Source organism: Nocardioides marinus (genome assembly GCF_013408145.1).
In the GTDB taxonomy this organism is placed as follows: Bacteria; Actinomycetota; Actinomycetes; order Propionibacteriales; family Nocardioidaceae; genus Nocardioides; species Nocardioides marinus.
On record NZ_JACBZI010000001.1, the window covers coordinates 499841 to 522763 of the forward strand.

Genomic DNA, 22923 nt, shown 5'->3' on the forward strand with positions numbered 1-22923 from the left:
CGGCCTTCAGCCCACCGGGGCGTCGACCTCGCGCACCGACCCGGCGCCGGAGTCGGTGGCGAAGGAGCGGGTCCAGGTGATGGGGGTGTCGGGGTCGGTGCGCGAGCCGATGACGAACCAGTCGCACTGCGCCCGCTGCGCGTCGAGGTCGAGCACGCAGAAGCCGTGGTCGTCGAAGTTGAGGTACTTGATGTGCGGGTTGGCGGCCAGGATCGCCTGCTCCGCCGCCTGGTTGATGGGCGACCTGGCGGGCGTGCCGAGCTGGTCCTTGAGGTTGTTCGACGTCACCGACGTGCACACGAACTCCACGCCCGCCGTCGGCGTGAGCGGGTAGGCCCCCACGTCGGTCGGCACGTCGATCGCCCACGCGGAGTGGATGTCGCCGGTGATGAAGACGGTGTCCTGGACGCCGTTCGCCGTCAGGTGGTCCACGACCGTGCGCCGGTCGGCGGTGTAGCCGTCCCACTGGTCGGGGTTGGCGTAGACGCCGTCCTGCGGGATCAGCGGGGCCAGGGTGTTCACCGCGTCGGTGACGTCGCGCGGCAGCGCGGCGACCTTGAGCGGGCTGAACATCACCGACGTCCCGACCACCTTCCACTGCGCGCGCTCCTGCCGCAGCCCCGTGAGCAGCCACTCCATCTGCGGCTCACCGGTGATGGTGCGCTCGGGGTCGTCGACGCCCGTGTCGTAGCCGGGGTCGGCGACCTGCTGGTCGCGGTAGGTGCGCAGGTCCAGCATCGACAGCTCGGCCAGCGTGCCGAAGCGCAGCCGCCGGTAGAGCCGCGTCCCGTCCCCGAGCCGGGCGGTCCCGTCGAGGCGGGCCGGCATCCACTCGTCGTACGCGCGGTGGGCGCGGGCGCGCCGCTTGGCGTAGCTGCCCTCGGTCTCCGGGTCGTGGTTCTCGGCGCCCGTCGCGTAGGAGTCGTTGGTGACCTCGTGGTCGTCCCACGTCACGATCCAGGGGGCGTGGGCGTGCGCGGCCTGCAGGTCGGGGTCGGTCTTGTACTGCCCGTGCCGCACCCGGTAGTCGGCCAGGGTGACGATCTCGTGGGCCGGCTCGTGCGCCCGGACGTTGGCCGAGCCGGACTCGTAGAGGTAGTCGCCGAGGTGGACGACGGCATGCAGGTCGTCGCGCTCGGCGAGGCCGCGGTACGCCGCGAACAGTCCGGCCGGCCAGTTGCTGCACGAGGTGAAGCCGATCCGCAGGTTCTCCGGGGTGGCGTCGGGCGCCGGCGCGGTGCGGGTGCGGCCGACGCGGCTGGTCTGCCCGAGGGCGTGGAAGCGGTAGAAGTACCAGCGCTCCGGCCGCAGACCCCGGGCGTCGAGCTTCACGGTGTGGTCGCGGCTGCTGCTGGTGACGAAGCGGCCCTTGGTCACCACGCGGCGGAACCGCCTGTCGGTGGCCACCTCCCAGCGCACCGTCACCCTGCCGCCGCGCCCCGAGCCTGGCGTGGCCTCCGGGGTCGGCGTCACCCGGGTCCACAGCACGACGGCGTCGGGCAGCGGGTCACCGGAGGCCACACCGTGCTGGAAGACCGGGTGCGTCGCCCGCGGCCCGCCCCCGCCCCCCTTCTTCCCGCGCCCCGCCTCGGCGGGTCCCGCGGCGAGCACCCCGAGGGTGGTGCCGGCGGCCCCGGTGGCCAGCACGGTGCGGCGGGGGATGGCGGGGGTGGAGGACTGGGTCTGGTTCACATCGGCTCAACGTCGCCCGGGCGCGCGGGTGACGTCGCGTTCCGAGCGTTCACCGGGCGTTCTGGCGGCGGTCCCGAACCGGGCCCGAGCGGACGCGGACAGGGGTGCCGCGTCAGATCCGGGGCTTGCCGTCGTACCGCTTCTTGGGGGTGGGCAGCCCGAAGAACCTCGCCACGGTGGGCGCCACGTCGATGGTGCGGGCGTGGGCGGAGAAGACCTTGCCGGCCTTGACCGCCGGGTGCCCGCCACCGATGAAGAAGGGGATCGACCGGGTCGCGGGGTGGCCGTGGTTGCCGGGGATCGGGTTGCTGGTGACCGGGTCGGGGTCGGAGAAGCGCCAGCCGGCCTGGCAGAACACCACGACGTCGCCTGACTCCGGGCCCAGCCGCAGCCACGGCGTACGCCGGTCCCAGGCCTTGAGGACGCCGGGCGTGGCCTCGGCGATCTGCTGGATCCGCTTCACCGCCTTGTCGAGCTTGCTGCTCGGGCCGGTCCAGTAGACGAGGTCGGCACCGCCGTTGTCGGCGATCACGACGTTGCCGCCGAGCAGCGGGTCCTCGTCCATGGCCCCCTGCAGGGTGATCACGTTGGTGGGGATCGACCAGTCCATCGAGTGGTCGGCGAGCACGATGACCATCGAGTGCTCCCACGCGCCGCTGGACTTCAGGCCGTCGATGAACCGGCCGACGAGGGTGTCGGTGTCGAGCAGCGCTGCCTGGCGCAGCAGGCGCAGGTTGGTGCCGGTGAGGTCGGTGTGGCCGACCCGGTCGATGTCGCCGAGGTTGACGAAGACCAGGTGCGGGTCGAACTCGTCGACCATCGAGGTCAGCGCGTTGTAGGTCAGCAGGTCGGGGGCGTGCCCGGAGACGGGGATGTAGAGCTCGGGCTCCCAGCGGTGCGTGGCCCGCTCGCCGAAGATGCCGACGAGGTACTCCTTGCTCAGCACCGTGCCGGTGGTGAAGCCGCGCTTGCCGAGGCGCTCGATGATCGTCTTGACGCGGATGTCGCTGGGCTGGTCCATGTCGCGGATCTCGCCGAGCTCGCGGTCGTAGAAGGAGTTCGCCGGCACGCCCGACCGGTCGGGGCGTACCCCGGTCATCATCATCACGTGGTTGGGGATCGTCTCCATGACCGGCATGGAGGTCGCCCGCGGCCACCACATCCCGCCCTCGCGCAGCGCGTGGAGGTTGGGGGTGAGGGTCGGCTCGATCTCGTCGGGGCGGCAGCCGTCGGTGACGAGCACGTAGCAGCGCTTCTTGGTCCTCGCGCTGGCGGCGCCCGCGGGCGCCGCCGCGCCGACGGCGCTGGAGAAGGCCAGGCCGGAGGCAGCCGCGGTCAGCACGGTGCGGCGGCTGGCCCGGATCTCCGCGAGCCGGCGGGCGGCGCGCTCAGGGGAGCCGGCGAGGGGGGTGTCCTGGCACATCAGGCCTCCAGCGGAGCGTCGACGGGGGTGATCCGGCCGGTCCCGGCCAGCGTGGCGTACGACGTCGACCACTCGATCGGGGTGGCCGCGTCGTCCCGGGCGCCGATGACGTACCAGTCCATCTGGGCGCGCTCGGGGGTGATGTCGAGGACGGAGTACCCGTGGTTGTCGAAGTCGAGGTACTTGATGTGCCGGTTGTTGGCGAGGATCGCGGTCTCCACGAGCGGCGTGAGCTGCGGCGCGCCGGTGATGTCCTTGAGGTTGTTCGAGGTGACCGAGGAGCACACGAACTCCACCCCGTAGGAGTCGCCGTAGAGCGGCTGCGTGGAGGTGTCCAGCGGCAGCTCGCAGGCCCACCCGGAGTGGATGTCGCCGGTGATGAACAAGACGTCCTTGACCTGGTGGTCGCGGATGTGGCCGAGGACCTCGCGGCGGTCGGCGGTGTAGCCGTCCCACTGGTCGACGTTGTAGGGCGCGCCGTCGCCGGGGAGGATGCCGGTCACGTCGTTGATGGGGTCGATCAGGTCGTTGGGCAGGTCGCCGAAGGTGACCGGCGCGATCATCACCGGGTTACCGATGACCTTCCACTGCGGCGCGTGGTCGCCGCGGGTGAGTGACTCCTTGAGCCAGGCCATCTGCTTCTTGCCGGTGATGGAGCGGGACGGGTCGCTCACCTCGGCCTCGAGCGCCGGCACGGGTGTCGGCGCGAGCGTGGAGACCTGCTCGTCGCGATAGGTGCGCAGGTCGAGCATCGAGACCTCGGCGAGGTTGCCGAAGCGCAGCCGACGGTAGAGGCGGGTGCCGTCGCCCAGGGCAGCGGTCCCGTCCATCCGCACCGGCATCCACTCGTCGTACGCGCGGTGGGCGCGGGCACGGCGGACCTTGTAGTCACCCTCGGACTCGTCGTGGTTCTCCGCGCCGTTCTTCCACTGGTCGTTGGTGACCTCGTGGTCGTCCCAGGTGAGGATCCACGAGTAGCGCGCGTGCAGGGCCTGCAGGTCGGGGTCGGCCTTGTAGTTGGCGTGCCGGCGGCGGTAGTCCTCGAGGCTGACCATCTCGTGCGGCGGGTCGTGCGGGCGGACGACGACGTTGTCCTGGCCCATGCCGTACTCGCCGGTGGGGTACTCGTAGAGGTAGTCGCCGAGGTGGAGGACGGCGTGGAGGTCCTCGCGCGCCGCGAGGCCGCGGTAGGAGCTGAAGAAGCCGGCCTCGAGGTTGGCGCAGGACACGACCCCGAAGCGCAGGTTGTCCAGGGCGGCGCGCTTGCGCGGCGCCGTGCGCAGGCGGCCGACGGGGCTCTTCTGGCCGAGGGCGCGGAAGCGGTAGAAGTACTCGGTGTCCGGCTTGAGGCCCCTGGCGTCGAGCTTGACCGTGTGGTCGCGCCCGGCGCTGGTGCGGAACCGGCCCTTGCTGACGACCTTGCGGAACCGCTTGTCCTTGGCCACCTGCCAGGTGACGGTGACCGGCCCGCCCTTGCCCGAGCCGGCCGTGGCCGCAGGGGTGGGGGTGACGCGGGTCCAGATGACGACCCGGCGCGGCAACGGGTCACCCGAGGCGACCCCGTGCTGGAAGACCTCGTGCGTCGCCTTCCCGCGCTCGGCCCCGTCGGCCGCACCGGGCTGCCCCGTCGGGTCGGCCTGCGCAGGGCGTACGCCGCTGCCGAGCACCCCGGCCGCGGCGGCTCCCGCGGCGCCGGTCGCGAGGACGGTGCGGCGGGGCAACGCGGAGGGGGAGGAGGACGAGGTGGGGGGCGTCGTCGGCGGCTTCGTCGAGGTCACGACTCATCCAACGACGCCGCCCCCTGTTTCGTGACGGTTTCGCCGGAGTGAGCACCGTCCGTTCACCCGGTGCTCACCAGGCGACCGCCCGCGACCCGGTGGACGAGCGGGCGTCGAGACCCCGCGCCTACCGGTGGTCGAGCAGTGAGGAGCGCCAGCGACGAGCGGGCGTCGAGACCACCCGCCGCCGGCGTACCCCTCAGACCTTGCGCAGCACGGCGGTGACGATGCCGAGGATGGTGGCGTGGGTGCCGTCGATCGGCTCGAAGGCGTCGTTGTGCGGCAGCAGCCACACCTGCCCGCTCTTGCGGGAGAAGGTCTTCACGGTGGCCTCGCCGTCGATCATCGCGGCGACCATCTGACCGTTCTCGGCGGTGTTGGCCTGGCGGATCACGACGTAGTCGCCGTCGCAGATGGCGGCGTCGATCATCGACTCACCACGCACCTCGAGCAGGAAGAGCTGGCCGTCGCCGACGAGCTGCTTGGGCAGCGGGAAGACGTCCTCGACCTGCTCCTCGGCGAGGATCGGCGCGCCCGCGGCGATCCGGCCGAGCATCGGCACGTAGGAGGCGGCGGGCAGGGTGTCGCCGACCCCGGTCTCGTCGAAGGAGCTCTCGTCGGCCGAGGAGATCGCGCGCCGTGCGGCCATCGACTCGGGCAGGAAGACCTCGAGGGCGCGGGGCCGGCTGCCGTCGCGCTTGATGAAGCCCTTCTCCTCCAGCACCTTCAGCTGGTGGGCCACCGAGGAGGTGCTGGTCAGGCCGACGGCCTGGCCGATCTCGCGCATGCTGGGCGGGTAGCCGCGTTGGGCGACCGCGTCGCGGATGGTCTCCAGCACCTTGGTCTGGCGCGGGGTGAGCCCGCTGGCGTCGGGCGGGCCGTCGGGGAGCGCGCTCACGCCGGGGGCGGCGTCGTCGTGGCTGGTCGCCATGGGGGTCCTCCTGGTTCGACCACCGGCCCGCAGGGTGCGCCCGCGGACGCGGCGGCACGGGTGTGGCACGGCCTGCGTCGTGGTGCTCACACGCTATGACTCATCCGGTCCGCGATCAAACATGTGTTCGAATCGGCGTGTCGAGCACACTCGGGCCATGACGCCCCGCCCGGTCCCCGCCGCCCCCATCCAGCGCAGTGCCGTGGTCACCGGTGCTGCTCGCGGCATCGGCCGCGGGATCGCCGAGCTGCTGGTGGCCCAGGGGTACGCCGTGGTCGTCACCGATGTTGACGGGGAGGCCGTGCAGGCGACCGCGCGGGAGATCGGCGCCGTCGCCGGACTGGCCCATGACGTGCGCGACCCGGAGGCGCACCGCACGGTCGCCGAGGTGGCGGCCGGGCACGGTCGTCTGGTCGCCTGGTTCAACAACGCCGGGGTCGGCGACGACGGGCGACTCTCGGAGCTCTCCGAGGAGCAGGTGCGCCGGCTGGTGGAGGTGAACCTCCTGGGTGTCCTGTGGGGCATGCGCGCTGCGCTGGAGGCCTTCGGCGACGGCTCCGGCGACATCGTCAACACCGCCTCCCTCTCGGGGCTGGGGCCGGTCCCCGGCTACAGCGTGTACGCCGCGACCAAGGCCGCGACCGTGTCGGCCACCATGTCCGTGGCCGCCGAGACGGCGCGTCGGGTGCGGGTGCACGCGATCTGCCCCGACGGGGTCCGGACGGCCATGCTGGACGAGCAGGACCCCGAAGGCCTGGGAGCGGCCCTGGTTCACTCGGGTGGTCGGATCCTGTCGGTGGAGGAGATCGCCGAGGCGGCCGTCGGGCTGGTCGGGACCGGCCGCGTGATCCGGACGGTGCCGGTGTGGCGCGGGGCCCTGATGCGCACCATCTCCCTGGCTCCCGGCGTCGCCGCCAAGGGGACCGCGCTCTTCGCCGCCCAGGGTCGTCGGGCGCTCCGCCGCGGCTGACGGGGTGGGTGGGCTCGCGGCCCACGCAGGGGCAGTCGAACATTTGTTCGCAGAAACCCTTGATCTCGTTCGAACACCTGATCTACTCTCGTACACGTGTTCGATCGAACTGGTGGTCGAGCCGTCGGCCCCAGGCCCGCCCGGTCCTCCCTGACCGGGACTGTCGGTGGTCGTCGGTAGACATCGGTTCGCAGACCCACTCCGCCTTCCCCAGGAGATCCCGATGAGCACCATGGTCCTTCCCGCAGTCCACCTCCCGGCCCGCACCTCCGCCCGTCCGGTTCCGCGCTCGGCACCGCGTTCGGCTGCTGGCACCGACGGCCGTCTGCGCCTGACCCGGCGCGGTCGCCTGGTGGTCTTCGTGGTCGGCCTGCTGGTGGCCGTGGCGATCGCGGTGGCCTTCGCTGGCGGCTCGGTCGCGACCTCGGAGAAGGGGCAGCCGGTGCCCACCGACACGATCGTGGTCGGCACCGGGGTGACCCTGTGGGACATCGCCTCGGCCCGGGCCGAGGGCGGCGACGTCCGCGACATGATGTCGACCATCCAGCAGCTCAACCACCTCGAGAGCGGCATGCTCGTCGCCGGTCAGCGGCTGCGGGTCCCCGCCGACAGCTGAGCGCGACGCGACGGGAGCACCGCCCCGGAAGGGGCGCACAGACTTCGCCGGTCGATTCGACCCCGGCCGGCGAAACCACGGGGAAGACGAGGGGCGGGCCCACGGCGGGACCGCCCCTCGGTGGTGCTGGGCGGGCCGCAAGGTCTGACTGATGTCAGTCAGACCTTGCGGTGCGCGGTCGAACCTTCGACCGCGAACCCGCAGGTTCGACCGATATCAGTCAGACCTTCGCGCACCGGCCGTCCTGGGCGGGGCCAGGCTCAGCGCGCGGCGCGCTTGCCGCCCTTGGGTCGCGGAGCGGGGGGCTCGGTGCCGGGTGCTGGGTCCGGGGCGACGACGCCGAGCTCGCGCAGCAGCCGCAGCCCGACCAACAGGCCGGCGAAGAGGCAGGCCACCGCGCCGAGGGAGGCCAGGGCGAGGAACCACCAGGCGGCGGTCCTGCCCTCGCGTGCGGTCGTGCCGAAGTCGATGGCCGCCCAGACCAGGTAGCCCCAGGCGACGACCAGGCCGGTGACCCCGGCGGTGAGGGCCAGCAGGCGACGGGTCCGGTGGGGTGCCGGGGGGCGCGGGCCGCTGTGCGATCCGTGCTTCCCTCCGCTCCCAGCCACCGCGCCATTGTCCCCGATCGCCCCACGCGTCACGGGGCGAACCGCCGAGCGGTGCGGTCGCGCCCGGTGGCCCACCACGGGCCGAAGGGCCCGAGGAAGGGGCAGGAGGACCCTGATGGGGGATGGGCCGCGGGGTTAGCCTGGCTGGGTGGCCCAGGGACGAGGGGACGAGCCGGACGTCGCGGGCCGCGGTGCCCAGCGGACCGCGGCCGCCGACGCGCCGTCACCTGCGGGCCCACCTGCGGGCCCGCCTGCGGAGCCGCCCGCGGTGCCCATGACCCACCTCGAGGCCGAGGTCGAGCGGGCGGTCCTGGTCGACGACGTCGTACGGGCCGTGGTCGCGGACCTGCTGACGTTGCCGGACGTCGCACGCGTCGCCGTGGCGCTGACCGAGGGAGGGGGGCGTCGGCTGCGCTTCACCTCCGCCACCCGCGGCGGCGACCAGGCGAGCGACCTGGACTGGTGCCACATCGACGCCTACGACGACGTGCCGCTCAACGACGTGGTCCGCACCGGTCGCCCGATCCTGGCGGCGCTCAGCACCCTGGAGGAGCGCTGGCCGTGGCTGGCCCAGAGGGAGGGCGAGGCCGGCCACGTCGCCGCCGCCGTCGTCCCGATGCTGGGCACGAGCATGCGCCTGGGTGGGCTGTTCCTGCTCTACGACCGGCCGCAGACCTTCGGGCCCGAGCAGCGCGAGCTGCTGGAGGGGCTGGCCCGGCGTACGGTCGCGGCGCTGCACGAGGTCAGTGCCCGCCGCGCGGGGCCGGTCGACGACTCCCTGGAGGAGGTGCTCGACGCGAGCCCGGCCGTGGAGACCACGGGGCGCACGGCCACGCTGCGGCTGCTGCCCGAGCCCACCGCGCCGCGGGAGGCGCGGGCGTTCCTGGCTGCCGAGCTGCGCACCTGGGGCGTGGCCGACGACGTGGTCGACACCGCGCAGCTGTGCCTGTCGGAGATCGTGACCAACGCGGTCCACCACGCCCGCACCGTGGCCGATTTGAGGGTCTCGGTGGAGGAGGGCGTGCTCACGGTCGTCGTGCGCGACTTCGGCGCCGGGGGACAGGTCGTGGCGCCCGTGGGCGGGGAGGACCCGCTGGTGGTCTTCGGGCGCGGGCTGATGCTGGTCGAGGCGATGACCGACCGCTGGGGCTCCGAGCACGACCCCGGCGGCACGACCGTGTGGTTCTCCATCGACCTGGCACCGCACGACGCCGGCTGACCCGGCGCGCCCGGCCGCGCGTCGCGGGCGGAGGTCGCCCCTGCGCGCCCGAGCACGTGCTTCACTGTGGCGCCAGTCACAGGTGCGGAGGGTGCGATGAACGACTCGGTGCTGATCAGCGTGGGCCTCCCGGTCGCGCTGGCGATCATCATGTTCGGCCTGGGGCTGTCCCTGCAGGTCGCCGACTTCCGACGGGTGGCCCGTACGCCGCGTGCCGTGGTCGTCGCACTCGGCCTGCAGGTGCTCGTGCTGCCCGTCATCGCCTTCGGCCTGGTGGTCGCCTTCGACCTCGACCCCCTCCTGGCGGTGGGCGTCATGCTCCTGGCCGCCTCGCCCGGCGGCACGACCGCCAACCTGTTCAGCCACCTCTTCCACGGCGACGTCGCGCTGAACATCACCCTCACCGCCATCAACTCGGTGCTCGCGGCCGTGACGATCCCGCTGGTCACGAACCTGGCGATCGGCTACTTCGACACCGACGGCGACCTCGGGCTGCAGTGGGCCAAGGTCGTGCAGGTCATCGCGATCGTCCTGGTCCCGGTGGCGATCGGCATGCTGGTGCGCCGCTGGTCCAGCGCGTTCGCCGCCCGCGCGGACAAGCCGGTGCGGGTCTTCTCGATCGTCGTCCTGGTCGCCGTCGCGGTGGGCGCGCTGCTCGGCGAGCGGGAGAACCTCGGGGGCTACCTGCAGCAGGTGGGCATCGTGACCGGGTTGCTGTGCGTGCTCAGCCTCGGCCTCGGGTACGCCGGCGCGCGGCTCGTCCGCCTCGACCAGCCGCAGGCCGTGGCCAGCTCGATGGAGGTCGGCATCCACAACACCACCGTGGCGCTGACCATCGCCCTCTCGGTGCTCGACAGCACCGAGGTGGCGATCCCCGCGGCGGTCTACTCGATCCTGATGTACGTCCTGGCCACGGCGTTCGGGTTCCTCATCACCCGAGGCGCGGGCAGGGTCACTGCGGCTCGATGACGGTGTACTGCAGCATCGTGCCGCCCTCGCCGTCGTCGGTGGCGCCCACCGTGACCTCCCAGGGGCCGGTGAGCATCTCGATCAGCAGCCCGCCCATCGACATCGAGTTCTCGGTACGGCTGTAGCCGGCGTCCTCGAGCGCGGAGATCGCCTCGGCCATCGCCTCCTGGGCCGGGGCCTGGACCATGACCGTCACGAGGTAGGCCGTCGTGCCGTCCTGCTGGCTGCTCGCGCCGTTGAGGATCTCGCCCGCGACCACTGGCACGTCCTCGGGGAACCCGGCGGGCAGGGAGCCGAGGCCGGAGGTGAAGGACCCGTCGTCGGTCTCGACCGAGATCCCGCCGTCCCCGGCGTCGAGGTCGATCTCCACACCCTCGGCCGCGGCGTCCTCCAGGGCCTTCTCCGCGGCCTTCTCGGTGGCGCGCTCGGCGAGCGCGTCGGCGCCGCAGCCGTTGGTCGTGACCGCGAGGGCCACCAGGAGCGGAACGGCGAGGAGTCGGTGCGGAGGTCGGGGTCCGTGCGGAGGGCGGAGGGAGCGCATGGGGGGAGTGTGGTGCGTGCCCCTCGGGGAGGGAATGAGTACCTGTTGCTCAGGGTCCGACACGCCCGTGGCGGCAGCCCAGCGGGCCTCCGGCACGCCGCTGACCTGCGGCTTTGTCGGGAGTGTGATCCAGATGACGTCAATCTGGTCGGTCCACTTGCGTGCCTAGTGATCCAGGCGTACGGTTCCCACTACATCTAGTACTTACACGGATGTAGTTATCCACATCTAGTTCACAGAGCAAGGGTGGATGACTCACAGCTCCCTCGTGGTTCTCCACAGGGAGAGCCCCGATCTCCACATCGTCTGCACACCCCACAGCCAGGGGTGTCGTAGCCGCGCCCGCGACCCGTCCGACCATCCTCACCCATGAAGGAGCCTCGCTGTGCACTGCCCGTACTGCCGAGCCACCGACACCCGGGTGCTGGACTCGCGGGTCGCCGAGGACGGGGGATCGATCCGCCGCCGGCGTACCTGCTCCACGTGCGAGCGACGCTTCACCACCGTCGAGCTGATGCAGCTGACCGTGGTCAAGCGCTCGGGCGCCACCGAGCCGTTCGTCCGCGAGAAGGCCGTCTCCGGCGTCCGCAAGGCCTGCAAGGGCCGACCGGTCAGCGAGGACCAGCTCGCCTGCCTGGGCCAGGAGGTCGAGGACGCGCTGCGCACCGCCGGCGCCGCCGAGATCCCCGCCCACGAGGTCGGGCTGGCCATCCTGGGCCCGCTGCGCCGCCTCGACGAGGTCGCCTACCTCCGCTTCGCCTCCGTCTACCGGGCCTTCAGCTCCGCGGCGGACTTCGAGGCCGAGATCGCGATGCTGCGTGCCGAGGCGGTCGAGCAGCGAGGAGCGCCAGCGACGAGCGAGCGTCGAGACCTCGAGAGCGACGACCTCACCCCTCAGCCCACGGGCTGACACAGACCGCCCGGCAGGTAGTGGGGAAGCTGCCTGCCGGGCGCACCAACCCCTCTCCCCACCGCATCAGCACGCACAGGCAGCACTGTCGGTGGCCACCCCGAGACTGGCCACTGACGACCACCCACCCCACCCCTCACACCGGGAACAGAGGAGCATCACCATGACCGAGACGGTGAGCGGCGCAGGATCGCAGGCGAAGGCCGGAGCGGGCCTCGCCATCGAGCGCGTCTTCAGCACCGAGGGCACCCACCCCTACGACGAGCTGACCTGGGAGCGCCGCGACGTCGTCCAGACCAACTGGAAGACCGGCGAGACCGTCTTCGAGCAGAAGGGCGTGGAGTTCCCCTCGACCTGGTCGGTCAACGCCTCGACCATCGTCACGACCAAGTACTTCCGCGGAGCGGTGGGCAGCGAGGCGCGGGAGTGGAGCCTCAAGCAGCTCATCGACCGCGTGGTGAAGACCTACACCAAGGCCGGCATCGACCACGGCTACTTCGCCACCGAGACCGACGCCGAGGTCTTCGAGCACGAGCTGACCTGGCTGCTGGTCAACCAGTACTTCTCCTTCAACTCCCCGGTCTGGTTCAACGTGGGCACCCCGAGCCCGCAGCAGGTCTCGGCCTGCTTCATCCTCTCCGTCGACGACTCGATGGACTCGATCCTGAACTGGTACAAGGAGGAGGGCTTCATCTTCAAGGGCGGCTCCGGTGCCGGTCTGAACCTCTCCCGCATCCGCTCCTCCAAGGAGCTCCTCTCCTCCGGTGGCACCGCCTCGGGCCCGGTCTCCTTCATGCGCGGCGCCGACGCCTCCGCGGGCACCATCAAGTCCGGTGGCGCCACCCGCCGTGCGGCCAAGATGGTCGTCCTCGACGTCGACCACCCCGACATCGAGGAGTTCGTGCAGACCAAGGCGCGCGAGGAGGACAAGATCCGCGTCCTGCGTGACGCCGGCTTCGACATGGAACTCGGCGGCAACGACATCACGTCGGTGCAGTACCAGAACGCCAACAACTCCGTGCGCGTCAGCGACGAGTTCATGCGCGCGGTCGAGGAGGGCACCGACTTCGGTCTGCGCGCCCGCAAGACCGGCGAGGTCATCGAGACCGTCGACGCCCGCGACCTGTGGCGCAAGATCGCCACCGCCGCGTGGGAGTGCGCCGACCCGGGCCTGCAGTACGACGACACGATCAACGACTGGCACACCAACCCCGAGACCGGGCGCATCACCGCGTCCAACCCGTGCTCGGAGTACATGTCGCTGGACAACTCCTCCTGCAACCTCGCCTCCCTGAACCTGCTGAAGTTCCTCAAGGACGACGACACCTTCGACGCCGAGCTGTTCGCGAAGGCGGTGGAGTTCATCATCACCGCGATGGACATCTCCATCTGCTTCGCCGACTTCCCGACCGAGTCGATCGGCCAGACCACCGTCGACTACCGCCAGCTCGGCATCGGCTACGCCAACCTCGGCGCGCTGCTGATGGCGATGGGGCTGGGCTACGACTCCGACGGTGGCCGTGCGATGGCCGCCACCATCACCTCGCTGATGACCGGTGTCTCCTACAAGCGCTCGGCCGAGCTGGCCGGCGTGGTGGGCCCCTACAACGGCTACGCCCGCAACGCCGAGGCCCACAAGCGGGTCATGCGCAAGCACCAGGCCGCCAACGACTCGGTGCGCACCCTGCACGTCAACGACTCCGCGACCCACAAGCTGGCCAGCGCCGCGTGGGCCGAGGTCGTCGCCCTGGGCGAGAAGAACGGCTTCCGCAACGCGCAGGCCTCGGTGCTCGCACCGACCGGCACCATCGGCTTCATGATGGACTGCGACACCACCGGCATCGAGCCCGACTTCTCCCTGGTGAAGTTCAAGAAGCTCGTCGGCGGCGGCTCGATGCAGATCGTCAACCAGACGATCCCGCGGGCGCTGAAGAAGATCGGCTACCAGCCCGAGCAGATCGAGGCGATCGTCGACTACATCGCCGAGCACGGCCACGTCATCGACGCCCCGGGCCTGAAGACCGAGCACTACGAGATCTTCGACACCGCCATGGGTGCCCGCTCGCTCAAGCCGATGGGCCACGTGCGGATGATGGCGGCCTGCCAGCCGTTCCTGTCCGGCGCCATCTCCAAGACTGTCAACCTCCCCGAGAGCGCGACGATCGAGGAGATCGAGGACGTCTACTTCCAGTCCTGGAAGCTCGGCCTGAAGGCCACGGCGATCTACCGCGACAACTGCAAGGTCGGCCAGCCGCTCTCCGACGGTGGCGGCAAGGCCAAGAAGGACGCGGCCGACGCTGCGGACGCCGCGGCTGCCGCCGAGGTCGTGGAGAAGGTCGTGGAGAAGGTCGTCTACGCCCCGACCCGCAAGCGCCTGCCGAAGTCGCGCGTCTCGCGCACCACCTCCTTCACCGTGGGTGGCGCCGAGGGCTACATGACCTCCGGTGCCCATGACGACGGCGAGCTGGGCGAGATCTTCCTCAAGCTCGGCAAGCAGGGCTCGACCCTGGCCGGCGTGATGGACGCGTTCTCGATCGCGGTCAGCATCGGCCTGCAGTACGGCGTGCCGCTGGAGACCTACGTCTCGAAGTTCACCAACCTGCGCTTCGAGCCGGCCGGTCTCACCGACGACGCCGACGTGCGGATGGCCCAGTCGCTGATGGACTACGTGTTCCGTCGCCTCGCGCTGGACTACCTGCCCTTCGAGTCGCGCCAGGCCCTGGGCATCTACTCGGCCGAGGAGCGCCAGCGCTACCTCGAGACCGGCTCGTACGAGCCCACCGAGGAGACCGGCTCCGCGGCCGAGCTGATGGAGTCGGCCCCGACCGACAAGGGCGCCCCGGTAGACATCACCATCGAGGAGCGTCAGGTGGTCGAGCAGCCGACGAGCGCCAGCGAGGAGGCGGGCGTCGAGACCACCAAGCAGGCCCACACCTCCGCCGAGCTCATGGAGAAGATCACCGGCTCCGCGATCGACTCCCCGCTCTGCTTCACCTGCGGCACCAAGATGCGCCCGGCCGGCTCCTGCTACGTCTGCGAGGGCTGCGGCAGCACCTCTGGCTGCAGCTGACGCAAACCACGTGGCGCGGGGTCCAGCCGAGTTCCTTCGGCTCGGCCCCGCGCCCAGTGGTCAATAGCCGAAGACGTTGACGCTGATGACGTCAACCTCGCGTCTTGGATCGCCGAAGAAGGCGCCCATCCGACGGGCGACCAGCGGGAAGGGCTTCTCGCGAGGAGTGCCATCCTCGCGCCAGTTGTGATTGGGCACGATGAGGAACAGGTGTTGGGCGTCGACCGAGATGTGGGCTTTCCACAGGTCCTTGAGATCATGATTGTTCGTGGTGGTTCCGCCGCGCTCCACCTCTGCCAAGATGCCCCGACGGCTGTCGAAACGGTAGAAGAAGTCCGGCCTGGCCCTCGTGACGAGGCCATCTTGGGGTGTCAGCACGACTTCCTCCTCGAAGCCCAGCCGGTCCCGGAGAAGTGTCGCGAAGTGATCCTGCAGCCGCTTGCTACTGGCGTTGTGGACATGCAATGACGCGATCTCGTCCGATGCCGCACCGATATGGCGAACCAGCTCACCCGCGAGTTCGTCCACGAGCGTCAGTTCGGCTGCGTCCTCGGGGTCCATGGGAGTCTTTGCCCAACGTTGGTGGGATGTCATACGCGCAGCTTGGCCGACGCTGCCTCGTGCTGAGGGGTGTGGCCGGATCAGGGCGGATCGCGGCGTTCACGACCTACTCAGCCGAGCAGCCCCCGGTAGGTCTGGACGATGAGATCGGCTCCCTGATCCGGTGGGGTGTGCTCCCAGATGCGGAGCGAGGTCAGATGCATCGATCGAAGTGCGGCATCGGTGGACCGGTCACGCGCCCAGTTCCCCCGGATCTTCTCGTGCCAGAAGTCCGCTCTTGTCTTGGGTGGCACGAAGTGGTCAGGGCACCCGTGCCAGAAGCATCCGTCGATAAACACGTACAACCCCGCTCTCGTGAAGGTGAGGTCGGCCCGCCGCCTTCTATCGAACGGAAGTGGCTGGTCCACGCGAAAGCGAAAGCCACGACCATGGACGAGTCGGCGGATCGCGAGCTCCGGTCCTGTGTCTCGACGTCGATTGGCACGCATCGTCGCGCGGGTTGCGGGGCTTACAGGTTCCTCGGCCGTCGGTGGCAACACATATCTTGCGAGAGACACACCGTGGCGGTTCCCTCTCGGGTCGTTCTCGCCTGGCATGCTTCAACCCTAGGAGGAACGCTCCGATGACTTTGGAAAAGACGATCGAGATCGCGCCGTCGGCTGCTCGCCTGACTGGGTCTCTGCGGGACATCGGGTACGACTTCCCCACTGCGGTCGCCGACCTCGTTGATAATTCGATCACCGCTGGTGCGTCGAGGATCAACGTCTACACCCACTTCGAGCCGCACGGGTCATACGTATTGATCAGTGACGATGGCTCGGGCATGACCGAGCGGGGACTGATCGAGGCTCTCAGGTTCGGCACCCGTAGAAGCTATGCGACCAATGAGCTCGGACGCTTCGGACTAGGGCTCAAGACCGGCACGTTTTCGCAGTGCCGACGGCTCAGTGTTGCGACTAGGACTTCGCCGAAGCGGCCGCAGGTCCGAGTCATGACCCTTGACCTCAACCGGATCTCGCGGACCGACAGCTGGGACATCACGGCGGAGGAGAGCTCTCCTGCAATCGACCGCGCTCGTGACCTACTGCGCGAGTCCCCCGGCACGGTCGTGGTCTGGGAGGACTTGGACCGGGTTCTTCCCGAGCGGTACGCAGAGAGCGGATGGGGGAGACGTCGTCTCCGATCGCTGGCATCGAAGACCGCAGGTCACTTGGCCATGGTGTTCCACCGGTTCATAGCCGGGGATGTCCGCGGCAGGGGCGAGGTGGTGATCTCAGTCGACGGCGAGAAGTTGGTTCCCTGGGATCCGTTCGCTCCAAGAGAGCAAGCTCGCCGCGTGCTTGCCGAGCATTCGTTCGAGATCGAGACCCAGTCAGGATCGTCGGAAGTGCGGTTCCGCGGCTACGTTCTGCCGTCGAGGGACCGATTCTCATCGATGGAGGAGTTCGAGCGCCTCTCCGGTCCGCTCAAGTGGAATCGACAGCAGGGCCTCTACATCTATCGAGCCGACAGGTTGGTGCAGCACGGCGGGTGGTCGGGCATCCGTGGGATAGATGAGCACATGAAGCTGGCCCGCGCGTCGGTGGACTTCGACACAGATCTGGACGAGTCCTTCCAGATCAACGTTGCCAAGATGAGCGTCGACCTTCCGCCCACCCTGCGTCAGATGCTGGAGCGGCCGGTCCACGAGCTCTGCGTTCTGGCCGACGACGCCTATCGGAGGTCGGCGAATTCCGCCGGCCGGAACGGGCAGCAGTCCAAGATGCCGAAGGGCTCAGAGGTGGCGCTGAAGAGCGTCGGCGTGGTGCTGAAGAAGGCGATGCTGGACGACTCGACCCTCCCGGAGTTCCGGCGGGCCATCGAACGCGTCCGGGCCGAGCACCCGCAGTTGGCGGCCCAGCTGGAGCTCTGAGCACTTCCTCAGCGCTGTGCGTACTTGCACCAAGCCCTCAGGGGGCACTCCTCGCATCCGGGAGCTTTGGGGGTACACAACTTCGCACCCAGCTCGACCAAGGCGGTCTGCGCTAGACGACTCTCCTCGTCGAAACCGATCAAGCGGCTGACCGCTATCCGTCCGTCGGAGTTGCGGTTCTTGAGCCAACGCTCTGTGCCCTGGAAGAATCGGCCGGCCACTCGCAGTGCGGGAGTATTCGCGATGACGGGCTCCTCGCCCTCTGGGTCCGCGATCATGGCCAGCTCGGCGGCAGACCTGCGCACGAGGCCGTCCGTCACCTGGGCGGCCAACTGATCGTCGGTGAGCGAGTACCCGTGGTCCACCATTGTTGCGGCGAGGTCGAGCATCGTGTGCACCTGTTCAACACCCTCGATCCACGACGCGATCTCCAGCGCCACCTCGCGATTTTCCAGGAACCTCTCGGGGCTACTCCACGCAGACAACGACGGCCACAACGCGTCGATCACGACCTGAGGCTGATTGCTGAGCAAGGAATCGCCCAGCATCACGAGCCAGCGAGAGCCAGAGCGCAGCCACGGACTGACGAGACCGGATGTGCGACCCCACGCGACCAACGCCGTCTTGGTCATTTCGGTGGTCACTGCAACGTCCCTCGCACCCTCTCGGAGGATGCCCGCCACCGCTGACCCGATCGCCATCGCGACCTTCGGTGGCACAGCATTGCCGATCTGCCTGAATGCGGCGGTCGGTGGTCCCGCGAACCGGAAGTGGTCCGGAAACGTCTGGATCCGAGCCGCTTCGCGGATAGTGATCGTCCGGTTCTGCTCGGGATGGATGTACCAGTAGCCGTCTTTGGCTATGTGCGCCGTGATCGTGCGGGACAGATCGTCCGCGTCCAAGCGCTTGTACTTATCGTCGAAGATGTCGTCGCGATAGCGCTTGAGTTCCTCGGGGAGCTCGGAGTACTTGGTCTTCGTGTCGAGGTGCTCGAAGGCTTCGGCATCATCGTCACGGACGCGTCTGGTGACGTGGTCGTATACGCGGTTGGAGTGCGAGGCTCGCACTCCTGCGCGCATCTCGCGCTGGAATGCCGTCTTCGGTCCGGCGTACTCGCGCCACGAGTGGCGTGTCTCGTCGAACAACCAGCCTTCCTTGGGTCCTACGGGAGGCAGATCTCGAATGGCGTTCCCGAGCGTGACCTTGCGATTCGACTCCTCCGGCCAGTCGAACTGAAGACCTTCGGCGATCGCCACCAGGATCAGACGTTGGCGAAACTGCGGGACACCGTACTTGTAGGTATCGACGACCCTCTCTTGGACCGAGTATCCCCAGTCCTCGAGTCGTCGCACGATTGAGCGGAGGATGAACATCTCTCGGTCCAGCGCCATGTCGGGAACGTTCTCCATGATCACAGCTCGGGGCTTCGCCAGCCGCACGATCTCCAAGTAGGACTCCCACAGATCGCGTCGACGGTCGTGAGCCTCCCTGAGCCCGTGCTGGACCAAGTAGCGCATGCCCGATCGTCCAGCCTTCGAGAACGGCTGGCAGGGCGGCCCACCGGCGATGACGTCGATGTTCACGGCGCGAAGGATGCTGCCGACCTCTGCGATGCGATCCGGGTCGCCCAAGTCCCAGCCGACGGACATGCCGCCGAAGTGGTGGGCATGGGTCTGTAGGGCATCGGTGTCGAAATCTGCGCCGAAGACGACACGCATGCCGGCGTCCTCCAACCCGAGACTCATGCCACCAGCGCCAGAGAAGAGGTCCGCTGCCAAAAGGGGACGGTCGGGGGAGCGACGCAACCTGCGCGCCAACGCGACGGTCTGCTCGACGTCCGCGCAGTGGTCCGGGTGCGGTGGCAGTCGCAGGGCTTGCCCTCGGTCCAGTCGCTGCCGATCCGCCGCACCCGCTCCACTCACACGGTGATGCTATGTGTCTGCACCGACAGGAGCATCACCAAGTGCCCGGGGATCCGTGAGGATGCTCAGGATCTGCAGATGAAACGCCACCAGAGTCCTGAGAAGACGGCTGCCCATCCAGTACCGTCCCCGCGGAGGTAAAGCTTTGAACGACGATCAGAACGTGGCCAGGATTCGGGAACTGCTCATTTCGCAGATGGTCCGACTGGGAGCGGACCTTGAGGATGCGCTCGACTTCCTGCAGGGCGTGGGGGTGTCCTCGGAGGTTCTCCTCACCGCAGCCGAGGGGATCAGACGCGACATCGCGGAGAACGATCTCCTCGATTCCCCTACTGGCGTCGTCGATCGGTCGTTGATGGCCAACGTTCAGATGCAGCAGTGGTACTCCGGACCCGAGCCCGGCGACGAGCATTGGCGAGGATTGCGACACCGTCTGCTGACCGGACGGATGGCCGCAGCTGTTCCCGACATCGATCGGGCGTCTACGAAGGTTGTGGCGCAGCTCGCGAAACCGAATGTGCACGGGTTGAAGAAGAAGGGTCTCGTTCTCGGGTACGTCCAGTCCGGGAAGACTGCCAACTTCACGGCCGTCATGGCCAAGGCCGCCGATCGAGGCTACGGGCTCTTCATCGTTCTCTCAGGGATCCACAACAACCTTCGTGAACAGACTCAGGTACGTATCGAGAAAGATCTGGACTTCGCGTCGGGAGGTTGGATCGGTCTCACGACTGGCGACGCTGATTTCGTCAACAGCAGGACCCACCGAGGCGCTTCCCTGCTCGGGTCGGCGGGCAAACCAGTCGTGGTCGTCATCAAGAAGAATGCTTCCCGCTTGGCGAGTCTGCGGGACTGGCTGAAGGAGACCCCCGAAGACCTGCGCAGACGCACGCCCACCCTGATTTTGGATGACGAAGCCGATCAGGCCACACCTAATAGTGCCACCGGCCGAGCGGAACGCACCGCGGTCAATGCCCTCGTTAACGAGATCTGGGCACTGACGCTTAGTGGCACCTACGTGGGTTACACGGCGACGCCGTTCGCGAACATCTTCATGGACCCTGGGGGACAGGACCTCTATCCCTCGAATTTCATCATCAATCTGCCACGTCCCCCGGAGTACTTCGGGGCCGAGCGCCTGTTTGGCCGCGAGCCCCTCTCCGATGATGATGAGCCGGACCCGGGCCTCGACATGGTGAGGAAGATAACCGAGGAGGAGGCGTCCCTCCTGAGGCCGCCGAGTGATGCCGAGGATCGGCGAGCTTTTCGACCGAGCGTCCCCGCGTCTCTCCGGCAGGCGGTCGAATGGTTCGTCGTGGCGAGTTCGATCCGAAGGGCTAGGGGACACGCCGACCACTGCTCGATGCTCGTCCACACCACCCATTACTCCGATCCACACTTCGCGATGCGGGACAGCATCGATGGTCTGTGCGGGGAGCTCTTGGAGGCGTGGACTGGATCGGACAGTCGGGCTCTCCGAGAGTCCTACGATCGCGAGGCAGCGAGGGTCGCCGAGGCAGCCACCGAGCCCATGCCTGCCTGGGAAGTAGTGGCGGAGCATGTCTCCGACACGCTGGACTCCCTTCGCGTCATCGTCGACAACGGCATGTCTGACGACAGGCTCGACTACAACCGAGTCGACGCAGACGGCATCCCCGTACGCGAGGTCGTGATTGCCGTCGGTGGGGGCACTCTCTCTCGAGGGCTCACGCTCGAGGGGCTGATGGTTTCCTACTTCACACGTACGTCGAACACCTACGACACGCTCCTCCAGATGGGTAGGTGGTTCGGCTACCGGCCCGGCTACGAGGATCTGCCCCGGATTTGGATGCAGGACTCCTTGGCGGACGAGTATCGCTTCCTTGCCCTCGTGGAGGCAGAGATCCGTGACGAGATCCGCGATCTTGAGATTCAACAACTGACCCCGAGTGATGTGGGTGTCCGCGTGAGGCAGCATCCCGGGCGGCTCGCGATCGTTGCCCGCAACAAGATGGGAGCCGCGCGACACCTACGTGTGACCTACGCGGGCGAACGCATGCAGACCTTCATCTTCGACCGGGACCGAGGCGTCGCGCTGCGCAATCAAGAGGCGACTAGGCGCTTCGTCACCCGCTGCCTCGCGGAGAGCTCGCTGGAGTCGACCGAGCGCCCTCCGCGTTGGCGATTTGCAGATGTTTCGTCTGAGTCGATCTGTGCCCTCATCGAGGAGTACGAGTTCCATCCCGATCAGGCTTCGATGCGGTCGGATCTGATGACCCAGTGGATCCGTGAGGCCGCGCCCGCAGCCAAGTGGAACGTCACAGTCATCAGCACTTCGAAGACCGCCCACACTTCCGATGGGCGGACGCTGGACCTCGGAGGCCTCGACCTCGGATTCGGCATCGTGCCAGCCGTCAATCGTGCCCCGCTGGACAGCTCAGCGCCGGGGACAGCGAACATCAAGTCTCTTCTGAATCATGCCGACTGGTTCGCGGACCTTGACACGGAGTTGGTTCGACGCCTCACCCCCGACGAGGTGAACCAGCCGCGGGACGTCCGGCGTCGCCACGCCGATGGACGGGGCCAACTCATCGTTTACGTGGTGAGCAAGGACTCCTGCCCGCAGCGGAAGGGATCCAAGCGTGCCAGGGAGGCCATGGATCTCTCGGAGCACCTCATCGGACTCGGCATCATCTTCCCGAGTGGTGGCGCCGATCCGAGGATCGATGCCACATACATCGGGGTAACGCCAGACTGGCAGCCTGAGCTGGACCCGTCAGCCGATGAGATCCCGGACGATCGTGAGGGAGACGCTGAGCCTGTTGTCGGTGGTGCCCAGTGACGGAGCGATCTGCCGATCAGTTCGCCCTGCTCCTCGCGGATCGCCGGCCGTCCGGAGCCACCGGGCTGCTCACCCGCCGTTCGGGCCTGGCCATGTCGTTGGGGCCGATCCTCCTTGGGGTGGATAGGGAGTCCCGGCTTCACCTGTTGGTTCCCATTCCTGCTTCGGTGGTCGCCGACGATCGGGTGAGCAACGGCATCGATCTCGCGGAACGCGAGTTGCTCGTGGGTGGGGACGCAGTTCGATTCGCCGACCTGCAGTGCCGGCTCCCTCGCCTGTCCAAGCCCTTCGAGCAACTGGTGGACGACATCCTGGGACGCCTCGCCGCCGAACCCGAGTCCGGCATCAGAGCCGTGCTCGCGGCTTTGGAGGATTGGCGGGCGCTCCTGCGTCGGGCGGTCGACGGTCTGTCACGCGAGGAAGTCCTCGGCCTTGTCGGCGAGCTCGAAGTGATGACCAGACTGGCCGCACACAATCCGACCGCGGCAGTCGAGGGCTGGACCGGACCCGACAGGCAGAGCCGCGATTTTCGGCGTGGGGGGAAGGACATCGAGGTCAAAGCGAGCTCCGCCGTCAGTCCTACTTCCGTGCGCATCTCGAATCTGGATCAACTCGATCCAGGGCTCTCATCCTCGCTCTGTCTGGTTCTGGCGCATCTGTCACTGGAGTCGGATGCACCCGACATCGAGGAGCGGATCGAGATCCTATTGGATCTCGGGGTTCCCATCGATGCGTTGACGATGAAGCTCCGTGAGCTTGGGTACCTCAGGGGTATGGAGCTCACCGTTCCTTCCCGTTATCGCCTCCGTCAGCTGCATTGGTGGATGGTGGATGCAAACTTCCCGGGGCTGCGAGCGAGTGACATAGAGAGCAGCCGCTTGGCAGCTGTTGATCAACTCTCCTACGACCTGATACTCGCGGCGCTACCGCCCAGTTTGTCCGAGTCTGCAGTGGAGAAGTTCGTCGAGGACTGGTCGCAGTGA

Annotated in this window: 18 protein-coding genes; 9 read left to right on the forward strand and 9 right to left on the reverse strand. The window is 68.5% G+C overall.

The features are described 5' to 3' along the window. Positions 1-6: 6 nt before the first annotated feature. From BKA05_RS02525 to lexA, 4 genes are all read right to left on the reverse strand, one after another. Positions 7-1692 (reverse strand): alkaline phosphatase D family protein, encoded by a 1686-nt coding sequence (locus BKA05_RS02525; RefSeq protein WP_343045487.1) that lies wholly within the window; start codon positions 1690-1692, stop codon positions 7-9. A 112-nt stretch (positions 1693-1804) separates the two neighbouring features. Beyond that, positions 1805-3115 (reverse strand): alkaline phosphatase family protein, encoded by a 1311-nt coding sequence (locus tag BKA05_RS02530; protein ID WP_179530019.1) that lies wholly within the window; start codon positions 3113-3115, stop codon positions 1805-1807. Next, positions 3115-4893, reverse strand: a complete 1779-nt coding sequence (locus tag BKA05_RS02535; RefSeq protein ID WP_179530020.1) for an alkaline phosphatase D family protein — start codon at positions 4891-4893, stop codon at positions 3115-3117. Before BKA05_RS02535 ends, BKA05_RS02530 begins: the two co-directional genes overlap by 1 nt. Positions 4894-5092: 199 nt before the next feature. Next, entirely contained in the window at positions 5093-5824 is a 732-nt protein-coding gene (gene lexA, locus BKA05_RS02540; RefSeq protein WP_179530021.1) for a transcriptional repressor LexA, read from the reverse strand. A gap of 157 nt (positions 5825-5981) precedes the next feature. On the opposite strand from lexA, the gene BKA05_RS02545 reads away from it, so the two are divergent. Both BKA05_RS02545 and BKA05_RS02550 read left to right on the forward strand, forming a co-directional pair. Beyond that, entirely contained in the window at positions 5982-6794 is an 813-nt protein-coding gene (locus BKA05_RS02545; RefSeq protein ID WP_179530022.1) for an SDR family oxidoreductase, read from the forward strand. Positions 6795-7017: 223 nt separating this feature from the next. Continuing rightward, a complete protein-coding gene (locus BKA05_RS02550; RefSeq protein WP_218842231.1) occupies positions 7018-7410 on the forward strand; it encodes a LysM peptidoglycan-binding domain-containing protein in 393 nt (130 codons plus the stop codon). A gap of 260 nt (positions 7411-7670) precedes the next feature. Here BKA05_RS02550 and BKA05_RS02555 read toward each other — a convergent pair whose 3' ends face one another. Then, complete coding sequence (locus BKA05_RS02555) at positions 7671-8018, reverse strand: hypothetical protein (protein WP_179530023.1); 348 nt, start codon at positions 8016-8018, stop codon at positions 7671-7673. Positions 8019-8292: 274 nt separating this feature from the next. On the opposite strand from BKA05_RS02555, the gene BKA05_RS02560 reads away from it, so the two are divergent. Together BKA05_RS02560 and BKA05_RS02565 are read left to right on the forward strand one after the other, a co-directional pair. Beyond that, on the forward strand, positions 8293-9237 hold the full coding sequence (locus tag BKA05_RS02560) for an ATP-binding protein (protein WP_246289908.1): 945 nt from the start codon (positions 8293-8295) through the stop codon (positions 9235-9237). A 66-nt stretch (positions 9238-9303) separates the two neighbouring features. Then, the gene (locus tag BKA05_RS02565) at positions 9304-10206 is read left to right on the forward strand and encodes a bile acid:sodium symporter family protein (RefSeq protein WP_343045488.1); all 903 of its coding nucleotides are present in this window, start codon (positions 9304-9306) and stop codon (positions 10204-10206) included. Here the strand turns inward: BKA05_RS02565 and BKA05_RS02570 are convergent. Next, positions 10190-10747, reverse strand: a complete 558-nt coding sequence (locus BKA05_RS02570; RefSeq protein ID WP_179530026.1) for a hypothetical protein — start codon at positions 10745-10747, stop codon at positions 10190-10192. The two genes, BKA05_RS02565 and BKA05_RS02570, sit on opposite strands and share 17 nt — an antisense overlap. 385 nt (positions 10748-11132) lie before the next feature. Between BKA05_RS02570 and nrdR the strand changes: the two genes are divergently transcribed. Together nrdR and BKA05_RS02580 are read left to right on the forward strand one after the other, a co-directional pair. Continuing rightward, the gene (gene nrdR / locus BKA05_RS02575; RefSeq protein ID WP_179530027.1) at positions 11133-11657 is read left to right on the forward strand and encodes a transcriptional regulator NrdR; all 525 of its coding nucleotides are present in this window, start codon (positions 11133-11135) and stop codon (positions 11655-11657) included. Between the two features lie 163 nt (positions 11658-11820). Next, positions 11821-14727 carry a vitamin B12-dependent ribonucleotide reductase gene (locus BKA05_RS02580; protein ID WP_179530028.1) on the forward strand — a complete coding sequence of 969 codons (2907 nt, stop codon included), beginning with the start codon at positions 11821-11823 and terminating at the stop codon, positions 14725-14727. A gap of 60 nt (positions 14728-14787) precedes the next feature. Here the strand turns inward: BKA05_RS02580 and BKA05_RS02585 are convergent, their stop codons facing one another. Further along, the gene (locus BKA05_RS02585; RefSeq protein WP_218842233.1) at positions 14788-15288 is read right to left on the reverse strand and encodes a hypothetical protein; all 501 of its coding nucleotides are present in this window, start codon (positions 15286-15288) and stop codon (positions 14788-14790) included. Between the two features lie 110 nt (positions 15289-15398). Further along, positions 15399-15884 (reverse strand): very short patch repair endonuclease, encoded by a 486-nt coding sequence (locus tag BKA05_RS02590; protein WP_218842235.1) that lies wholly within the window; start codon positions 15882-15884, stop codon positions 15399-15401. 26 nt (positions 15885-15910) lie between these two features. Between BKA05_RS02590 and BKA05_RS02595 the strand changes: the two genes are divergently transcribed. Beyond that, positions 15911-17200 carry an ATP-binding protein gene (locus BKA05_RS02595; protein ID WP_179530030.1) on the forward strand — a complete coding sequence of 430 codons (1290 nt, stop codon included), beginning with the start codon at positions 15911-15913 and terminating at the stop codon, positions 17198-17200. 8 nt (positions 17201-17208) lie between these two features. Here BKA05_RS02595 and BKA05_RS02600 read toward each other — a convergent pair whose 3' ends face one another. Next, positions 17209-19122, reverse strand: a complete 1914-nt coding sequence (locus BKA05_RS02600) for a DNA (cytosine-5-)-methyltransferase (protein ID WP_179530031.1) — start codon at positions 19120-19122, stop codon at positions 17209-17211. 145 nt (positions 19123-19267) lie between these two features. Between BKA05_RS02600 and BKA05_RS02605 the strand changes: the two genes are divergently transcribed. Continuing rightward, the gene (locus BKA05_RS02605; protein WP_179530032.1) at positions 19268-21940 is read left to right on the forward strand and encodes a Z1 domain-containing protein; all 2673 of its coding nucleotides are present in this window, start codon (positions 19268-19270) and stop codon (positions 21938-21940) included. Next, positions 21937-22923, forward strand: coding sequence for a PD-(D/E)XK motif protein (locus tag BKA05_RS02610; protein ID WP_179530033.1), 987 nt, complete (start codon positions 21937-21939; stop codon positions 22921-22923). Before BKA05_RS02605 ends, BKA05_RS02610 begins: the two co-directional genes overlap by 4 nt.

Coding starts and splice junctions, on each gene's coding strand:
- BKA05_RS02530 (WP_179530019.1), bottom strand. CDS start 3,115: ATGTGCCAGGACACCCCCCTCGCCGGCTCCCCTGAGCGCGCCGCCCGC.
- lexA (WP_179530021.1), bottom strand. CDS start 5,824: ATGGCGACCAGCCACGACGACGCCGCCCCCGGCGTGAGCGCGCTCCCC.
- BKA05_RS02545 (WP_179530022.1), top strand. CDS start 5,982: ATGACGCCCCGCCCGGTCCCCGCCGCCCCCATCCAGCGCAGTGCCGTG.
- BKA05_RS02550 (WP_218842231.1), top strand. CDS start 7,018: ATGAGCACCATGGTCCTTCCCGCAGTCCACCTCCCGGCCCGCACCTCC.
- BKA05_RS02560 (WP_246289908.1), top strand. CDS start 8,293: ATGACCCACCTCGAGGCCGAGGTCGAGCGGGCGGTCCTGGTCGACGAC.
- BKA05_RS02570 (WP_179530026.1), bottom strand. CDS start 10,747: ATGCGCTCCCTCCGCCCTCCGCACGGACCCCGACCTCCGCACCGACTC.
- BKA05_RS02580 (WP_179530028.1), top strand. CDS start 11,821: ATGACCGAGACGGTGAGCGGCGCAGGATCGCAGGCGAAGGCCGGAGCG.
- BKA05_RS02585 (WP_218842233.1), bottom strand. CDS start 15,288: ATGGACCCCGAGGACGCAGCCGAACTGACGCTCGTGGACGAACTCGCG.
- BKA05_RS02590 (WP_218842235.1), bottom strand. CDS start 15,884: ATGCCAGGCGAGAACGACCCGAGAGGGAACCGCCACGGTGTGTCTCTC.
- BKA05_RS02595 (WP_179530030.1), top strand. CDS start 15,911: ATGACTTTGGAAAAGACGATCGAGATCGCGCCGTCGGCTGCTCGCCTG.